The sequence below is a fragment of the Bacteroides sp. OM05-12 genome, assembly GCF_003438995.1.
In the GTDB taxonomy this organism is placed as follows: Bacteria; Bacteroidota; Bacteroidia; order Bacteroidales; family Bacteroidaceae; genus Bacteroides.
On sequence record NZ_QSUN01000015.1, the window covers coordinates 15,827 to 31,171 of the forward strand.

Consider the following 15,345-nt stretch of genomic DNA (forward strand, 5'->3'; position numbering starts at 1 on the left):
AATATGAAAAAACAGATTATATATATGTTGTGTGCAACCGCTCTTTTGAGCAGTTGCCACATCTATAAATCATACGACCGTCCAGAAGTCAACGTTTCCGGCATCTATCGTGACCCGATGAATGCAAATGACACGCTTGCTTCCGATACGACGAACATGGGAAACCTCCCGTGGAAAGAAGTCTTCCGTGACCCCAAACTACAGACATTAATAGAACAAGGTCTGGAAAATAATGTAGATATGCAAGCTGCTATACTACGTGTACAAGAAGCTAAAGTAATGCTTACTTCAGCAAAGTTATCCTATCTTCCTTCTATCAATTTCGCACCGCAAGGAACAATTTCCACTTTAGATCATTCCCGCAATGTAAAGGCATATTCAATTCCGGCAGCAGCAAGTTGGGAAATTGATTTGTTCGGCAAAGTTCTGAATGCAAAAAGAGGTGCTAAAGCCAGCTTATTGCAAAGCGAAGCTTATCAACAAGCTGTACGTTCACAATTAATCGCAGGAATTGCCAATACCTATTATTCTTTACTGATGTTGGACAAACAGGTAGCTATCAGCGAAAAGACTTCTTTGATTTGGAAAGACAATGTCCGTGTTATGGAAGCGATGAAAGAAGCCGGTATGACAACAGAAGCAGCAGTTGTACAAAGTAAAGCAAACAGTCATCAAGTTGAAGCATCTCTCGCAGACCTTAGACGTCAGGTTCGTGAAACAGAAAATGCGCTGTCCGTCCTTTTAGCACAAGCTCCGCAAACTATTGAACGCAGTAGTCTTGAAGAGCAAGAGATGCCGGAGGAATTGACAGCAGGTATCCCCATACAACTACTTGCCAACCGTCCGGACGTAAAAGCTGCCGAAATGGCTTTGGCCGGTGCATATTATACGACCAATCAGGCACGTGCAGCATTCTATCCTTCCTTAACAATCGGAGGAACAGCAGGATGGACAAATGGTTCAGGAATGTCCGTGGCTAATCCGGGGAAATTACTGTTACAAGCTCTAGGCTCGTTGACACAACCCATATTCAACCATGGAAAAATTGTTGCTAATCTAAAAGTATCGAAAGCAGAAGAGAAAATAGCACAAATGAATTATCAACAAGCTATCCTAAATGCTGGTGAAGAAGTAAGCAATGCTTTATTCCTTTATGAAACAGCAAGTAAGAAAATGACTGAACATAAGGCACAAGTCGAAGAACTGACCAAAGCTGTCGAATATACTCAAGACTTGTTCCATTCGGGATCAGCATCCTATTTAGAGATACTGACTGCTCAACAATCATTACTCAATGCACAATTAAACGAAGTATCCGATACATTCCAACGTATGCAAGCTGTCATCAACTTGTATGAATCATTAGGAGGTGGAAGAGAGTAATTAACCTTTAAATTAAAAGATTATGATTAGTCCATTAGCATTTGTCGACCCCAGCGCAATAATAGGGGAAAACGTAACGGTTCACCCGTTTGCTTACATTGACAAAAATGTAGTTATCGGTAATAATAATGTTATCATGCCTTATGCCAGTGTTCTTAGCGGTGCACGCATAGGCGATGGAAACACAATATATCAGGGAGCGGTAATAAGTGCCGTTCCTCAAGATTTCAACTTCAAAGGTGAAGAAACAATCGCCCGTATCGGTAACGACAACACGATTCGTGAATACGCCGTTATCAGTCGCGCCACTCATCCGGACGGCGAAACCTGTATTGGAGATAACAACTTCATCATGCAGGCAGTACGTCTATCCCACGATGTACATGTAGGCAATCATGTGATTGTAGGAAACGGTTCACAAGTTTCAGGTGATACCACGATAGAAGATCATGCAATTTTAAGTTCATGCGTACTTATGCAGCAGCATACCCGTGTAGGACAATGGTCACTGGTACAAGGAGGTTGCCGTTTCAATAAAGATATACCGCCTTATATCGTGGCAGCTCTTGAGCCGACCGTTTATCACGGGGTAAACAAATTAGTTTTGTCTAACTGCGGATTTAGCGAGAGAGTACTTCGACATATTAGTAGCGCATACCGTTTGATATTCCAAGCCAGTATCATTAACTTGGACGATGCTTTAGACAAAATACGTAATCAGGTTCCAATGAGCGAAGAGATAGAAAACATTATCGCATTCTGTCAAAAGACACAATTAGGTCTTATAAAATAATTGTTTCTATATATTTGTATAGTAAAAAGCCGATATGAGAGTGATCTTATATCGGCTTTTCTATATTCTATAAATAAGTTATTTTACTTCTTCACATCTTCCAATCGACCAAAGTTATAAGTACCTTTTCTTATGACGTTCCCATTCTTATCCATCTCTACAAAAGGACCGTCTTTCTTTCCCTGACGGAAGAAACCTTCAAAGCGAACTCCGTTCTTATCCTCCATTATTCCTTTACCTTCCTCAAGACCATCGATAAAGCCTCCTTTGTATTTCGTTCCATCTTGAAGACGCATTATACCTTGACCGTTGGCTTTATTATTTTTCCATTCGCCTTCGTAAACGTCTCCATTTCCCCAAGTATATTTTCCTTTACCATTACGTTGGTTTCCTTTCCATTGACCTACATAGACTGCTCCGTTAGACCACGTAAATGTTCCTTGCCCCTCCTGTTCTCCATTCTTGAATTCTCCAACATACTTATCACCGTTCTTATGATAATAAATGCCTTGACCGGTTCGCTCACCATCTACATAACTACCTTCATAGCGATCACCTGTATGAAAATAATAGATACCTTTACCGTGCTGAACATCCTTATCCCAATCACCGATATATTTATCTCCGTTCACATAGTAATAAGTTCCTTTACCATGGCGTGTATCGTCTTTCCAATCACCATCATACTTCGAACCGTCTTCCCAGACCAATACCCCTTTACCGTTTTTCTTATCACCGGCCCATTCTCCTTTGTATTCGGCTCCATTCTTCCATGTATAAGTACCGCCACCTTCACGTTTATCATTCACCCAGTTACCAACATAAATATCCCCATTATAATAAAACATGGTTCCCGTTCCATGCTGATAATCCGTAAACCACATACCTTCATAACGGTTGTTATTCATGAAATAATACGTTCCTCTACCATGCTGCTGGTCTTGAAACCACTGTCCTTCATACTTTTCTCCATCAGGGAAAGTATAGATTCCGAATCCTTCGCGCTTGCCTTTTACATACTCACCTTCGTAAATATCACCGTTCTTAAAAACAGTCTTACCTTTACCGTAAGGTTTACCATGTTTCAGTTCGCCGGTATAAACAGAACCGTCTTTGAATGTATAGTTGCCAATCTTTATTTGAGAAGAAAAAAGCCCGGTTACCTTATCCATAAAACCACTTTTTCCTTGTGCATTAACAGTAGTAGATATTGTTTGTATACTGAATAATATGAACAATAAATAAATATATTTTCGCATGTTATGACTATTTATTCCTTTAATGAGGTTTCAAAGGTAACATTAATCCCTCGAAAAGCAGGAACATGTTATAATTTGTTAGATATTTTTTTGCCGACCACGACTTCCGTCAACCCGTCATTATTAAAATACTTTATTGCCAGTTCTCTCAAATCGGAGGAGGAAACTTCACGCACTGCCTCCAACGAACGTTGATAATAAGACTCATCCAAATGATTGGTCTCGATGAAAGTCCACGCTTCCGCTAAAGAAAAAGGTCCTTCATAGTTGCGGCACATCTGCCCTAACATATAATTTCTCACGATTGACAATTCCTTATCGGTTACGAGGTCATTCTTCAAAACTTCCATTTCGTGATAAACTTCTTTCACGATATTCTCCGTATATTCCCCGTCAGCTTCCGTGGAAACCACAAATACGCCCGTACCGGGATAAAAAAGAATCCCTGAACTTATACCATAAGTATATCCTTTATCTTCCCGGATATTCGACATCAAACGACTACCGAAATAGCCTCCGAACAAGGTCATAAGAACACGCATCTTCAAATAATCCGGATTATTTCTATCCATCGTCACGCATCCCATTCTTAATGAACTCTGCATGGCATCCGAACGCTCTACGAAAATACGTTTCTCCATAGATGAATCCGGACGAAACGTTTCAAACTCCTCACGTTCTTTTATCTCTCCCCAAGACTGTTTGCCGAAAGCATTCTCCACCCGTGATTCAATTTCTGCCGTTACCTTTCCCGATAGATAAACCGAACAATTAGCGGAATGATAATAATGACGATGAAATTTCTTCAAGACTTCACGATTCAGCACGTCATAATCATCCACCGTTACAGTTCTTCCACTCGGATGGGCTGTACCGAACACTGATAAATTAAAATATTTCTGAGAGATAAAGTCTCCTTTCGTACTATTTACTAATAGTTGTTGCCTGTTGACATCCAACGTCGTACGCAATTCTTTTTCGGGGAAAGTAGGTTCTTTTATAATAGACTCGACAATCTCCAAAACCTGCGGGAAATACTTATTTAATGAATAAAGTGTCAGAAAAGAATATTCCATTCCTGCGGACAACTCCAGCCACGCACCATAATAATCCAGTTTCTCTTCTATCTGACCGGAGGTGTAGCGACTGCTTCCCTCCCGGAGCATACGGTTGGCAAACAAAGCCTGAAGCGGTTGCGATTGTTGGTAACGCCCGCCACGCAGCAACAGATCGAGGCGAACTACATCTTGCTCTCCTGCCTGAATCACATTCAGCATTACTCCGTTCGACATTACCCTACGTTCCGGTTGCACGATATCTATCTTATCCAGTGAGTTAGTCAATGGTTGTATGGTACGGTCAAGCATAATTATTACTTATCGGTATTAATAGTTTTCAAAAACATTTCCGCTCTCTGCAAATCCTGCGGTGTATCGATGCCTATCGTCTCCACATCGCTAACGCCTACCTTTATCTTATATCCATTCTCAAGCCAACGAAGTTGTTCCAATGATTCGGCTATCTCCAAGGAAGACTGGGGAAGCGAAGTAATCTCTTTCAGCACCTCACCTCTATAAGCATATAAACCGATATGTTTGTAATAAGTATGATTCTTCAACCAGTCCTTCGTATCCACATAACGCTGATACGGAATAATGGAACAGCTGAAGTAAAGTGCATTCATATCCTTGTCTACCACTACTTTCGGTGAATTTATGTTTTGCAACGCTTCGAAAGAGCTTTCCTCTGTAAACGGTTTTACCAAGGTAGCTATCTGCGTCTTATCATCTTCAAAACAAGATTTTATCACCTCCAGTTGTGACGGCTGTATGAAAGGCTCGTCTCCTTGTATATTCACAACAACATCAAACCCTTTCCCTACTTTGGTATATGCCTCATAGCAACGGTCTGTACCGCTTTTATGGGTAACGGAAGTCATGACGACTTTTCCTCCGAAAGCCTTGACGGCAGTCTCAATGCGCTCGTCATCCGTAGCTACAAACACATCATCCAGTAGTCCGACCACCTGTTCGTATACGCGCTGAATCACAGTCTTCCCGCCCAACATAGCCAACGGCTTGGCAGGAAAACGGGTAGAAGCATATCTGGCAGGGATTATTCCTATAAATCTCATATTACCTTAAAATCTATGTAATATGCAAAATTACAAAAAGATTTGGTAATCCCCCTTATTTACATTTATTTTGCAGACAAAATCATCAAAATGGAGATGCATTCCTGCTTTATCTGCATCGGTTCCAACACTTATTCGGAGAAGAATATGGAACTGGCAAGGAAAGAACTGCAACGGTTTTTTCCCGACATTGTTTTTGGTAAAGAAGTAGAGACAAAGCCTCTGTTATTTCGCAAGAACCTTACCCCTTTTCATAACCAGACCGGGAGATTTCATTCTTCTCAAAGTTCTGAAGAGATAAAACGCACCTGTAAACAGATTGAACGTCAGGCGGGAAGGATGCCGGAAGACAAATCAAAGGAAATAGTAAAACTGGATATTGACTTGGTTCAATATGATGATTTCATCCTGAAACCGGAGGATATGCAACGTCCTTATATGAAAGGATAATCAAAGGAAAGGTAGTTCGAATCGTTTCGACGTGGGAAGCCTTGCGTTCAGGCTTGGTCATCCTGTCGTTTCAGCATGGGAAGCCTGTCGTTTGTCCATGCTGAAACGATTGAAACAACCGCAAGTTTATATCATCCGCCCAAATGCTTTAAAGAGAACCTACTCAAAGATTGCATCAATCCCCTCCGACTCCTCCATTTGAGAGCTTAGCGAATCTTTGCAAGGATCGAATTTATCAGGGAACGAAAAGGTTTCCGTTTCCGAATAACCCAGCGACTTATCAGCCAACACCTTATTCATATAAATAGCCCAAATAGGAAGTGCCATGCTTGCACCCTGCCCGTCGGCCATTCCGTCAAAATGAATGTCGCGTTCTTCACCGCCTACCCAACATCCGGAAACCAAAGACGGTGTGAAGCCCATAAACCATCCGTCGGAATTACGGTTCGTTGTTCCGGTCTTACCGCCCATATCCGCTTTCACACCCAAGCGACGGACGCGTCCGGCAGTACCTTCGTTAACAACGGCACGCAACATGACCAACATCTTATAAGCACTTTCCTCACTGATCACCTCCTCCACCTGCGGCGAGAAGTTGGCAAGCACATTGCCTTCACTGTCTTCGATGCGGGTCACAAATACCGGTGCGGTACGTATTCCCCTATTCGCAAAAGCCGTATAAGCACTGACCATCTCTCCCACTGATATCTCACACGGACCGAGACAAAGAGATACGGTGGGTTGAATATCACGGTTGAGTACACCGAAAGAGTGAATCAATCTGACCAAAGCATACGGATTCAATTTGCTCATAAGATAGGCTGTAATCCAGTTATCCGAATTGGCAAGTCCCCACTTTAAAGTCACCATCTCACCGTAACGTTTCTTGTTGGCATTACGAGGCGACCAGGGAATACCATTCTCATCCATCAACGTCTGCTCTATATGCCGGGTTTCATCACAAGGAGAAAAACCGTTTTCCATCGCAAGAGTATATACATAAGGTTTAACGGTAGACCCCACCTGACGGCGTCCTACCATCGCCATATCATATTGGAAATAACGATAATCCGGACCACCCACATAAGCTTTTACCTCTCCGGTTATCGGGTCCATAGACATAAATCCGGTACGAAGGAAATGTTTGTAATAGCGGATAGAGTCAAGTGGCGTCATAATCGTATCTTTCTCTCCTTCCCACGTAAAGACAGACATTTCTTCTTTCTTATTGAATGCTTTCTGAATCTCTTCTTCGGAATGACCGGCCGCTTTCATGGTACGGTAGCGATCTGTCTGCCGAACAGCTCTTTGAAGAATATCGTCCACCTGTTCCTGAGTCAGCATATTGGTATAAGGGGCTTTCTTACGTCCTTGTTTCTCTTTAAAGAAGCGAGGCTGCAAGTATTCACCCAGATGCTGGCGTACAGCTTCTTCCGCATAACGCTGCATGCGGGAGTCAATACTGGTGTAAATCTTCAAACCATCCGTATAGATGTTATAATTTGTCCCGTCTTTCTTCTTATTCTTTGCACACCATCCATAAAGCGGATTATTCTGCCATGCCAGAGAATCTTCATAGTATTTTTGCATCTGCCAGCCACGATAGTCGCTCCTCTTCGGTTCTTTGGCAGTCATCACACCACGCAGATATTCACGGAAATAAGTTGCCAATCCTTCTTTATGGTCAACCCGTCGATAACGCAAGGTCAAAGGCAGCTGCTTCAGGGAGTCACATTCCGCTTCGGTTATGTATCCGCCTTTACGCATCTGTTCCAAAACAACATTACGACGCCCCCGCGTACGCTCATTATGACGTACAGGATTGTATAACGACGGATTCTTACACATACCTATCAGCGTAGCGGCCTCCTCAATCTTCAAGTCTTTCGGCTCTCTTGAGAAATAAGTATTTGCAGCAGTCTTAATACCTACGGCATTATTCAGGAAATCAAACTTATTCAAGTACATCGTCAGGATTTCCTCTTTTGTATAATAACGCTCCAAACGAACGGCAATCACCCATTCAATAGGCTTTTGCAGCAAACGTTCGAGCACGTTATCCGCACTTGGAGAATATAACTGTTTGGAAAGCTGTTGGGAGATAGTGCTACCACCACCTGCATTTTTCTGCATCAACAGCCCGCGCTTTACGATAGCACGGAATAAGGCTTTTGCATCAATACCGGAGTGCTCTGCAAAACGTGCGTCCTCCGTAGCAATTAAAGCGTGTACCAGATTGGGCGACAAATCCTGATATCCCACATATACACGGTTTTCTTTGCTCAACGACCATGTACCGAGCATCTTACCATCCGAAGAAATAATCTCAGTGGCGAATTTATAAGTAGGATTCTCCAGTTCCTCTACCGGAGGCATATAACCGATCCAACCTTTCGCGATAGCAGTAAATACGAAAGCTGCTCCCAAAATGATAATAGCAAGTAATCCCCAGAGAATATATATAATCTTTTTCATCACAAATAGAATTATTTATCGTGCAAAAGTATAACAAATCTTTTAATTAAAAGCGGTTTATAACAAAGTTCAACTAAATCTATGTCGAATCGTGTCTATTTAATCTTTTTTTCATACCTTTACGCTCCGTATTAGATTGTACACAGATAAACAATTAAGGATATGGAAAACAGAAGTTTAGTTACCATTGCCGATCATTCCAAAGAACGGATTCTCTATCTTTTGGAGATGGCAAAGCAGTTCGAACAGAATCCAAACCGTAAAATATTGGACGGTAAAATAGTTGCAACCCTCTTTTTTGAACCGTCTACACGTACCCGCCTGAGCTTTGAGACAGCAGCCAACCGACTGGGTGCCCGTGTCATCGGATTCACAGATCCAAAAGTCACAAGCTCTTCTAAAGGAGAGACATTAAAAGATACGATTATGATGGTGAGCAACTATGCGGACATCATCGTCATGCGCCATTATCTGGAAGGTGCGGCACGTTATGCCAGCGAAATTGCTCCTATACCTATTATAAATGCAGGAGACGGTGCCAACCAACATCCGTCGCAAACGATGCTCGATCTCTATTCTATTCAAAAGACACAAGGCACATTGGAGAATCTGAACATCTATCTTGTAGGCGACTTGAAATACGGACGTACAGTACACTCTTTGCTGATGGCGATGCGTCATTTCAATCCGACATTCCATTTCATTGCGCCCGAAGAGCTGAAGATGCCGGAAGAATACAAGTTATACTGTAAAGAACATAATATAAAGTATGTAGAACACACCGACTTTACCGAAGAGACGATAGCGGAAGCTGATATTTTGTATATGACCCGTGTACAGCGCGAACGTTTCACCGATTTAATGGAATACGAGCGTGTGAAGAATGTATATATCTTAAAGAATAAAATGCTTGAACATACCCGTCCCAACCTCCGGATACTTCATCCGTTGCCTCGTGTAAACGAGATAGCTTATGACGTAGACGACAATCCGAAGGCTTATTATTTTGAACAAGCCCACAACGGACTCTTTGCCCGCCAAGCCATCATCTGCGATGCGCTGGGCATTACACTGGACGATATTAAATAAGTATACATTATTATATAGGAAGATTATGAGCGAAAACAAACAAGAATTACAGGTTGCCGCATTAAAGAACGGAACTGTAATAGACCATATACCAAGTGAGAAGTTATTTACCGTCGTCTCTTTATTGGGATTGGAAAAGATGGATTCCAATATCACGATCGGATTTAACTTGAAGAGTAAGAAGTTGGGTAAAAAGGGTATTATCAAGATAGCGGATAAATACTTTGACGATGAGGAAATAAACCGGATATCCGTCGTTGCTCCACACGTAAAACTAAATATTATCCGCGATTACGAGGTAGTGGAAAAGAAAGAGGTACAAATGCCGGAAGACTTAAAAGGTATTGTGAAGTGTGCCAATCCGAAATGTATTACCAACAACGAACCAATGGCTACCCTTTTCCACGTGATAGATAAGGAGAATTGCATTATCAAATGCCATTATTGCGAAAAGGAACAAAAGAAAGAAGATATTACCATTATCTAAACGATAAACTCTGATTAAACCAGTATAAGAATGAAACAGGATTGGAAACCGGGAACAATGATTTATCCGTTGCCTGCCGTATTGGTAAGCTGCGGAAGTAATGAAAGCGAATATAATATCATAACAGTAGCGTGGACGGGTACTATCTGTACCAATCCGCCGATGTGTTATATATCCGTGCGACCGGAACGCCATTCTTATTCCATCCTGAAAAAGAATATGGAGTTTGTCATTAACCTGACAACTAAAGATATGGCGTTTGCCACAGACTGGTGTGGTGTGCGTTCCGGCAAAGACCATAACAAATTCGAAGAGATGAAACTCACTCCCGGCAAATCCACCGTCATAAATGCTCCTATTATTGAAGAGTCTCCTTTATGCATCGAATGCCGGGTGAAAGAAATCATTTCATTAGGTTCACATGATATGTTTATTGCCGATGTAGTCAATGTGAAGGCAGACGACAAGTACCTGAATGCAGCAACCGGGAAACTGGAACTGGCAGAAACGCATCCTTTGGTATATCTGCACGGAGGATATTATGATTTAGGAAATAAGATCGGTAAATTCGGCTGGTCTGTCGAGAAAAAGAAATAATATGAGAAAAAGTCTACTCCTCTTAATCTATTTATTTGTTTGCCTATCTTCTTATTCACAGAATGATCCAGTGAATAAAGAGAAAAACTTTCATGTAAATGTCGGTATAAAAGGAGGATTCAACTCATCCATGTATTTTGTAGATAAGTTCAAGATAAAAGACGTCACGATCCATGAAATACAAAACAATTACAGAGTAGGATATTTCGGTTCCATATTCATGAGAATAAATATGAGACGACACTTCATCCAACCGGAAATAAACTACACCATCAGTAAAAGCGACATTCAATTCGACAAGAAGGGTTCGCAGCATCCGGATATAGAACCCGATTATGCAAACATCAGTTCTACAATACGAATGGTAGAACTTCCTATTCTATACGGATATAACTTCATCAAATCCGGCCCGTATGAAATGCATTTCTTTGTCGGTCCGAATATAAAATACGTTTGGCAACAGAAATCTAAATTGCGGTTCAATAACTTTGACCAACAAGGTATCGAAGAAGATTTATACCCGATAAATATCAGTGCCATTCTTGGTGTCGGTGTCAGGATTTCCCGTATAATCTTTGACTTTAGATACGATATAGGACTTTATAATATCTCGAAGAGCGTGACTTATGAGAATATTAATCAAGAGGGCGAAGAAGAAAAATCCAACATCATTTTCAATCGAAGAAACAATATTCTGAGCTTCTCTCTGGGTTTTATCTTTTAAATAAAACATTTTCACCGTTTCATTGTGGAATGTCCATATTTTATTTAAATTTGTCCACATAATAAAAATCTCGAATAAACCTACTTATTATCTATCATTAGAATGAAAAGAGACGATTTAATTTTCGACATTATCGAAAAAGAGCATCAACGTCAGCTCAAAGGCATTGAGTTGATAGCATCAGAAAACTTTGTAAGCGACCAAGTAATGCAGGCCATGGGTTCTTGCTTAACCAACAAGTATGCAGAGGGATATCCCGGTAAACGTTATTATGGCGGTTGTGAAGTTGTAGACCAAAGTGAGCAAATAGCCATCGACCGTTTAAAACAAATATTCGGTGCGGAATGGGCCAATGTTCAACCACACTCTGGAGCACAAGCTAACGCTGCAGTATTCCTTGCCGTTTTAAATCCGGGAGATAAATTTATGGGATTGAACCTTGCACATGGAGGCCACTTGTCTCATGGTTCATTGGTAAATACATCGGGTATTATCTATACGCCATGCGAATATAACCTGAATAAAGAAACCGGACGTGTGGATTACGACCAAATGGAGGAAATCGCACTTCGTGAAAAGCCGAAAATGATTATCGGTGGAGGTTCAGCTTACTCTCGCGAATGGGACTACAAACGTATGCGTGAAATCGCTGATAAGATCGGTGCTATTCTTATGGTAGATATGGCTCATCCGGCAGGATTGATCGCAGCAGGATTGTTGGATAACCCTGTAAAATATGCTCATATCGTAACATCAACAACTCACAAGACACTTCGTGGTCCTCGTGGTGGTGTTATCATGATGGGTAAAGATTTCCCAAATCCATGGGGAAAGAAAACACCGAAAGGTGAAATCAAGATGATGTCTCAATTACTTGATTCCGCTGTATTCCCGGGTATCCAAGGCGGTCCGTTGGAACACGTCATTGCTTCAAAGGCTGTTGCTTTCGGAGAATGCCTGCAACCGGAATATAAGGAATACCAGAAACAGGTTAAAAAGAACGCAGCCGTATTGGCACAAGCTCTTGTCGACAGAGGTTTCACAATCGTATCCGGCGGTACAGACAACCACTCTATGCTGGTAGACCTGAGAGAGAAATATCCGGAACTGACAGGTAAAGTAGCTGAGAAAGCATTAGTATCTGCAGATATTACGGTAAATAAGAATATGGTACCGTTTGACACACGTTCTGCATTCCAAACTTCCGGTATCCGTTTGGGTACTCCGGCTATCACTACACGAGGTGCAAAAGAAGATTTGATGCTCGAAATAGCAGAAATGATTGAAACTGTGCTCTCTAACGTGGATAACGAAGAAGTAATCGCTTCTGTTCGTGCACGTGTCAATAAGACAATGGAGAAATATCCGATCTTTGCTTATTAATATAGTAAAGGCTGTATAAGCCTCGCTTTAATAAATTCGCCCCTGTTACTTCTTGCAACAGGGGCGATTCTTTTTTAATCAGAGTTACCCGATAATTACCGGGAAGGGTACGTCATCTTCTTGTTGGCAGATAACACCTGCTTTTCAGCATACGGTCCTTTGTTTGCAAACGATAGGAGTTTGTAAACAAAGGACCGTACGTTTATTCTCAATCGACCGTATGTTTGAAAAATACATCAATATCGGGTAAACTTAAATTTACTCACAGATCAACGCTTTGGCAATCCAAGCACAGGCTTCCGCATCTGCCAACGCATGGTGATGGTTCGTCAAATCATAACCGCAATAGGCCGCCACCGTATGCAACTGATGATTCGGCAACTGCTTTAATTTTCTTCGTGAAGCCTGAAGCGTACAGTAAAATTCATAATCCGGATAATCCATCTGATACATACGAAAGACAGCTTTCAAACAACTTTCATCAAATGCTTTATTATGAGCGATAAGCGGCATCCCTTCTATGCGCGGAGCTATCTCTTTCCACACCTCAGGAAATATCGGAGCATCCATTGTGTCTTCTTTGGTTAAGCCATGCACCTTAGTGCACCAATAAGCATAAAATTCCGGTTCGGGACGAATCAAACTATAAAACTTATCTATAATCTCTCCTTCCCTTACCACGACAATCCCGACACTACAGACACTCGTCCGATACTGGTTGGCCGTCTCAAAATCAATAGCAGCAAACTCGTTCATCCTCCGTTAGCTCAATCCCTCAACATAGCCATTCACAATATCTATCATCTCAGCCTGAGGAACTTTAGGCAATCCCGGCATACGCATGATATCCCCTGCTATCGCCACAATCATTTCCGCTCCGTTATTAATCACTACATCCTTGATATGGAGTTCAAAATCCTTTGCCACTCCATAGGCTTTCGGGTCTGCCGAGAATGAATACTGCGTTTTGGCGATACAAACGGGATATTCACTGATACCCAGTCTATCAATTAACTTCAGCATCTTTTGAGCCTGACTGGAATAAGTTACCATCTTAGCTCCGTAAATACTTTTAGCGACCTTCTCTATCTTAACCGGAATTGCATCCCCATCCGCATAAGTAAGTTTCAAAGTACCGGAAGGCTTCTTTTCTATTGTCTCTACAACGAGATTTGCCAAATCGACTGCTCCTTCGCCACCTTGTGAGTAAGCATCATTAATGGCAAAACCAATTCCCGCCCAATCACAATATTCACGTATTTGATTGATTTCGTCTTCCGTATCCGTACTATAACGGTTAAAAGCCACCACTATATTCTGATGGAAAGAACGAAGGTTTTGTATGTGTTTATCCAAGTTCTTTAACCCTTTGCACAATCCCTCGCTATTCGGTTCCTTGAGTTGGTCTACGTTCACGCCTCCGTGCATTTTCAATCCTTGGGAGGTAGCGACTATCACAGTCAGCTTAGGCTGCAAACCGGCTTTACGGCATTTAATATTAAAGAACTTTTCAGCTCCTAAATCAGCACCGAATCCGGCTTCTGTAATGACATAATCACCAAAAGTCATTGCCATCTTAGTAGCTAACACAGAATTACAGCCATGGGCAATATTGGCAAACGGCCCACCATGAACGAAGGCTGCCGTATGCTCCGTCGTCTGCACCAAGTTCGGATGAATAGCTTCTTTCAACAAAACGGTTATAGCACCTGCCACTCCCAAATCTTTTACCGTAAAAGGTTTGTCGTCATAAGTAAAACCTAAAAGGATATTTTCAATACGGCGGCGAAGGTCTTTTAAATCTTTTGACAAGCAAAGTATCGCCATGATTTCAGATGCAGGTGTAATATCAAAACCTGCCTCATGGGTTATCCCGTTAGCCTTTCCACCCAAACCGACTACTATATTGCGCAATGAACGGTCATTTACATCGAGCACCCTCTTCCAAAGAATTTCTTTCAGACCGAAACCTTCGGACTGATGCTGGTACAAATAATTATCCAACAAGGCAGTTATCATATTATGAGCGGAAGTAATGGCATGGAAATCACCTGTAAAATGCAGATTTATATTTTCCATCGGCAATACCTGGGCATATCCACCACCGGCAGCGCCTCCTTTCATTCCAAAACAAGGTCCCAACGAAGGTTCACGCAATGCTACAATCGCTTTCTTACCGATCTTATTCAGCCCCAACGTTAAACCGATAGACACGGTTGTCTTCCCTATACCGGCTTTTGTAGGAGTAATGGCAGTCACCAATATCAGGTTACTTTTTTTAACCCGCTCCTCATCGATTAAATATTCAGGGACTTTAGCAATGTACCTGCCATAATTCTCAATGGCTTCTACCGGGATACCGGCTTCTGTTGCTACTTTCTTTATTTTATGCAGCTCTATGCTACGTGCTATTTCAATATCTGTCTTCATAATAGTACATTTTAAAGGTTACAAAACTAACAATAAAAGACGAAGAATGGTTCGCCCTTTATAATTATTTATGCACACTCTTGCATTTAGGCCGTAAAGAAGTGAGAGTGAATCAAAGTCAAACTATTATTGAAGAAAGAT

The 15,345-nt window shown here is 41.6% G+C and carries 14 protein-coding genes; 8 read left to right on the plus strand and 6 right to left on the minus strand.

The genetic code is table 11. The features are described from left to right. Positions 1 to 3 precede the first annotated feature (3 nt). Both DXB63_RS11875 and lpxA read left to right on the plus strand, forming a co-directional pair. Positions 4 to 1,383 (plus strand): TolC family protein, encoded by a 1,380-nt coding sequence (locus tag DXB63_RS11875; RefSeq protein ID WP_122126638.1) that lies wholly within the window; start codon positions 4 to 6, stop codon positions 1,381 to 1,383. Positions 1,384 to 1,405: 22 nt separating this feature from the next. Then, a complete protein-coding gene (gene lpxA, locus DXB63_RS11880; RefSeq protein ID WP_122126639.1) occupies positions 1,406 to 2,176 on the plus strand; it encodes an acyl-ACP--UDP-N-acetylglucosamine O-acyltransferase in 771 nt (256 codons plus the stop codon). 83 nt (positions 2,177 to 2,259) lie between these two features. Here lpxA and DXB63_RS11885 read toward each other — a convergent pair whose 3' ends face one another. The 3 genes from DXB63_RS11885 to kdsB all read right to left on the minus strand — a co-directional run bounded on the left by DXB63_RS11885 (position 2,260) and on the right by kdsB (position 5,569). Next, complete coding sequence (locus tag DXB63_RS11885) at positions 2,260 to 3,435, minus strand: phosphatidylinositol-4-phosphate 5-kinase (RefSeq protein ID WP_122126640.1); 1,176 nt, start codon at positions 3,433 to 3,435, stop codon at positions 2,260 to 2,262. Positions 3,436 to 3,503: 68 nt separating this feature from the next. Next, entirely contained in the window at positions 3,504 to 4,802 is a 1,299-nt protein-coding gene (locus DXB63_RS11890) for a pitrilysin family protein (protein WP_122126641.1), read from the minus strand. Positions 4,803 to 4,807: 5 nt separating this feature from the next. Then, the gene (gene kdsB, locus DXB63_RS11895) at positions 4,808 to 5,569 is read right to left on the minus strand and encodes a 3-deoxy-manno-octulosonate cytidylyltransferase (RefSeq protein WP_122126642.1); all 762 of its coding nucleotides are present in this window, start codon (positions 5,567 to 5,569) and stop codon (positions 4,808 to 4,810) included. 90 nt (positions 5,570 to 5,659) lie between these two features. On the opposite strand from kdsB, the gene DXB63_RS11900 reads away from it, so the two are divergent. Beyond that, positions 5,660 to 6,019, plus strand: a complete 360-nt coding sequence (locus DXB63_RS11900; protein WP_369869609.1) for a 2-amino-4-hydroxy-6-hydroxymethyldihydropteridine diphosphokinase — start codon at positions 5,660 to 5,662, stop codon at positions 6,017 to 6,019. A gap of 159 nt (positions 6,020 to 6,178) precedes the next feature. Here the strand turns inward: DXB63_RS11900 and DXB63_RS11905 are convergent, their stop codons facing one another. Beyond that, complete coding sequence (locus DXB63_RS11905) at positions 6,179 to 8,497, minus strand: transglycosylase domain-containing protein (protein ID WP_178301176.1); 2,319 nt, start codon at positions 8,495 to 8,497, stop codon at positions 6,179 to 6,181. 159 nt (positions 8,498 to 8,656) lie between these two features. Here DXB63_RS11905 and pyrB point away from each other — a divergent pair, with 159 nt between their 5' ends. The 5 genes from pyrB (at position 8,657) to glyA (ending at position 12,774) form a co-directional block, all read left to right on the plus strand. After that, positions 8,657 to 9,583: an aspartate carbamoyltransferase gene (gene pyrB / locus DXB63_RS11910; protein ID WP_122126644.1), complete on the plus strand. Its 927-nt coding sequence runs from the start codon at positions 8,657 to 8,659 to the stop codon at positions 9,581 to 9,583. 25 nt (positions 9,584 to 9,608) lie between these two features. After that, the gene (gene pyrI, locus DXB63_RS11915; RefSeq protein WP_122126693.1) at positions 9,609 to 10,070 is read left to right on the plus strand and encodes an aspartate carbamoyltransferase regulatory subunit; all 462 of its coding nucleotides are present in this window, start codon (positions 9,609 to 9,611) and stop codon (positions 10,068 to 10,070) included. Between the two features lie 30 nt (positions 10,071 to 10,100). Then, positions 10,101 to 10,667: a flavin reductase family protein gene (locus tag DXB63_RS11920; protein ID WP_122126645.1), complete on the plus strand. Its 567-nt coding sequence runs from the start codon at positions 10,101 to 10,103 to the stop codon at positions 10,665 to 10,667. Between the two features lies 1 nt (position 10,668). Beyond that, a complete protein-coding gene (locus tag DXB63_RS11925) occupies positions 10,669 to 11,391 on the plus strand; it encodes a porin family protein (RefSeq protein WP_122126646.1) in 723 nt (240 codons plus the stop codon). A gap of 102 nt (positions 11,392 to 11,493) precedes the next feature. After that, complete coding sequence (gene glyA / locus DXB63_RS11930) at positions 11,494 to 12,774, plus strand: serine hydroxymethyltransferase (protein WP_122126647.1); 1,281 nt, start codon at positions 11,494 to 11,496, stop codon at positions 12,772 to 12,774. A gap of 258 nt (positions 12,775 to 13,032) precedes the next feature. Here glyA and DXB63_RS11935 read toward each other — a convergent pair whose 3' ends face one another. Together DXB63_RS11935 and DXB63_RS11940 are read right to left on the minus strand one after the other, a co-directional pair. Next, positions 13,033 to 13,530 (minus strand): 3'-5' exonuclease, encoded by a 498-nt coding sequence (locus DXB63_RS11935; RefSeq protein ID WP_122126648.1) that lies wholly within the window; start codon positions 13,528 to 13,530, stop codon positions 13,033 to 13,035. A 6-nt stretch (positions 13,531 to 13,536) separates the two neighbouring features. After that, positions 13,537 to 15,204, minus strand: coding sequence for a formate--tetrahydrofolate ligase (locus tag DXB63_RS11940; protein WP_122126649.1), 1,668 nt, complete (start codon positions 15,202 to 15,204; stop codon positions 13,537 to 13,539). Positions 15,205 to 15,345 lie beyond the last annotated feature (141 nt).

Excerpts from the sequence above, each read along its gene's own strand:
- lpxA (WP_122126639.1), top strand. The coding sequence starts at position 1,406 with ATGATTAGTCCATTAGCATTTGTCGACCCCAGCGCAATAATAGGGGAA.
- glyA (WP_122126647.1), top strand. The coding sequence starts at position 11,494 with ATGAAAAGAGACGATTTAATTTTCGACATTATCGAAAAAGAGCATCAA.
- pyrB (WP_122126644.1), top strand. The coding sequence starts at position 8,657 with ATGGAAAACAGAAGTTTAGTTACCATTGCCGATCATTCCAAAGAACGG.
- DXB63_RS11890 (WP_122126641.1), bottom strand. The coding sequence starts at position 4,802 with ATGCTTGACCGTACCATACAACCATTGACTAACTCACTGGATAAGATA.
- kdsB (WP_122126642.1), bottom strand. The coding sequence starts at position 5,569 with ATGAGATTTATAGGAATAATCCCTGCCAGATATGCTTCTACCCGTTTT.
- DXB63_RS11935 (WP_122126648.1), bottom strand. The coding sequence starts at position 13,530 with ATGAACGAGTTTGCTGCTATTGATTTTGAGACGGCCAACCAGTATCGG.
- DXB63_RS11875 (WP_122126638.1), top strand. The coding sequence starts at position 4 with ATGAAAAAACAGATTATATATATGTTGTGTGCAACCGCTCTTTTGAGC.
- DXB63_RS11925 (WP_122126646.1), top strand. The coding sequence starts at position 10,669 with ATGAGAAAAAGTCTACTCCTCTTAATCTATTTATTTGTTTGCCTATCT.
- DXB63_RS11900 (WP_369869609.1), top strand. The coding sequence starts at position 5,660 with ATGGAGATGCATTCCTGCTTTATCTGCATCGGTTCCAACACTTATTCG.
- DXB63_RS11920 (WP_122126645.1), top strand. The coding sequence starts at position 10,101 with ATGAAACAGGATTGGAAACCGGGAACAATGATTTATCCGTTGCCTGCC.
- DXB63_RS11940 (WP_122126649.1), bottom strand. The coding sequence starts at position 15,204 with ATGAAGACAGATATTGAAATAGCACGTAGCATAGAGCTGCATAAAATA.
- DXB63_RS11885 (WP_122126640.1), bottom strand. The coding sequence starts at position 3,435 with ATGCGAAAATATATTTATTTATTGTTCATATTATTCAGTATACAAACA.
- pyrI (WP_122126693.1), top strand. The coding sequence starts at position 9,609 with ATGAGCGAAAACAAACAAGAATTACAGGTTGCCGCATTAAAGAACGGA.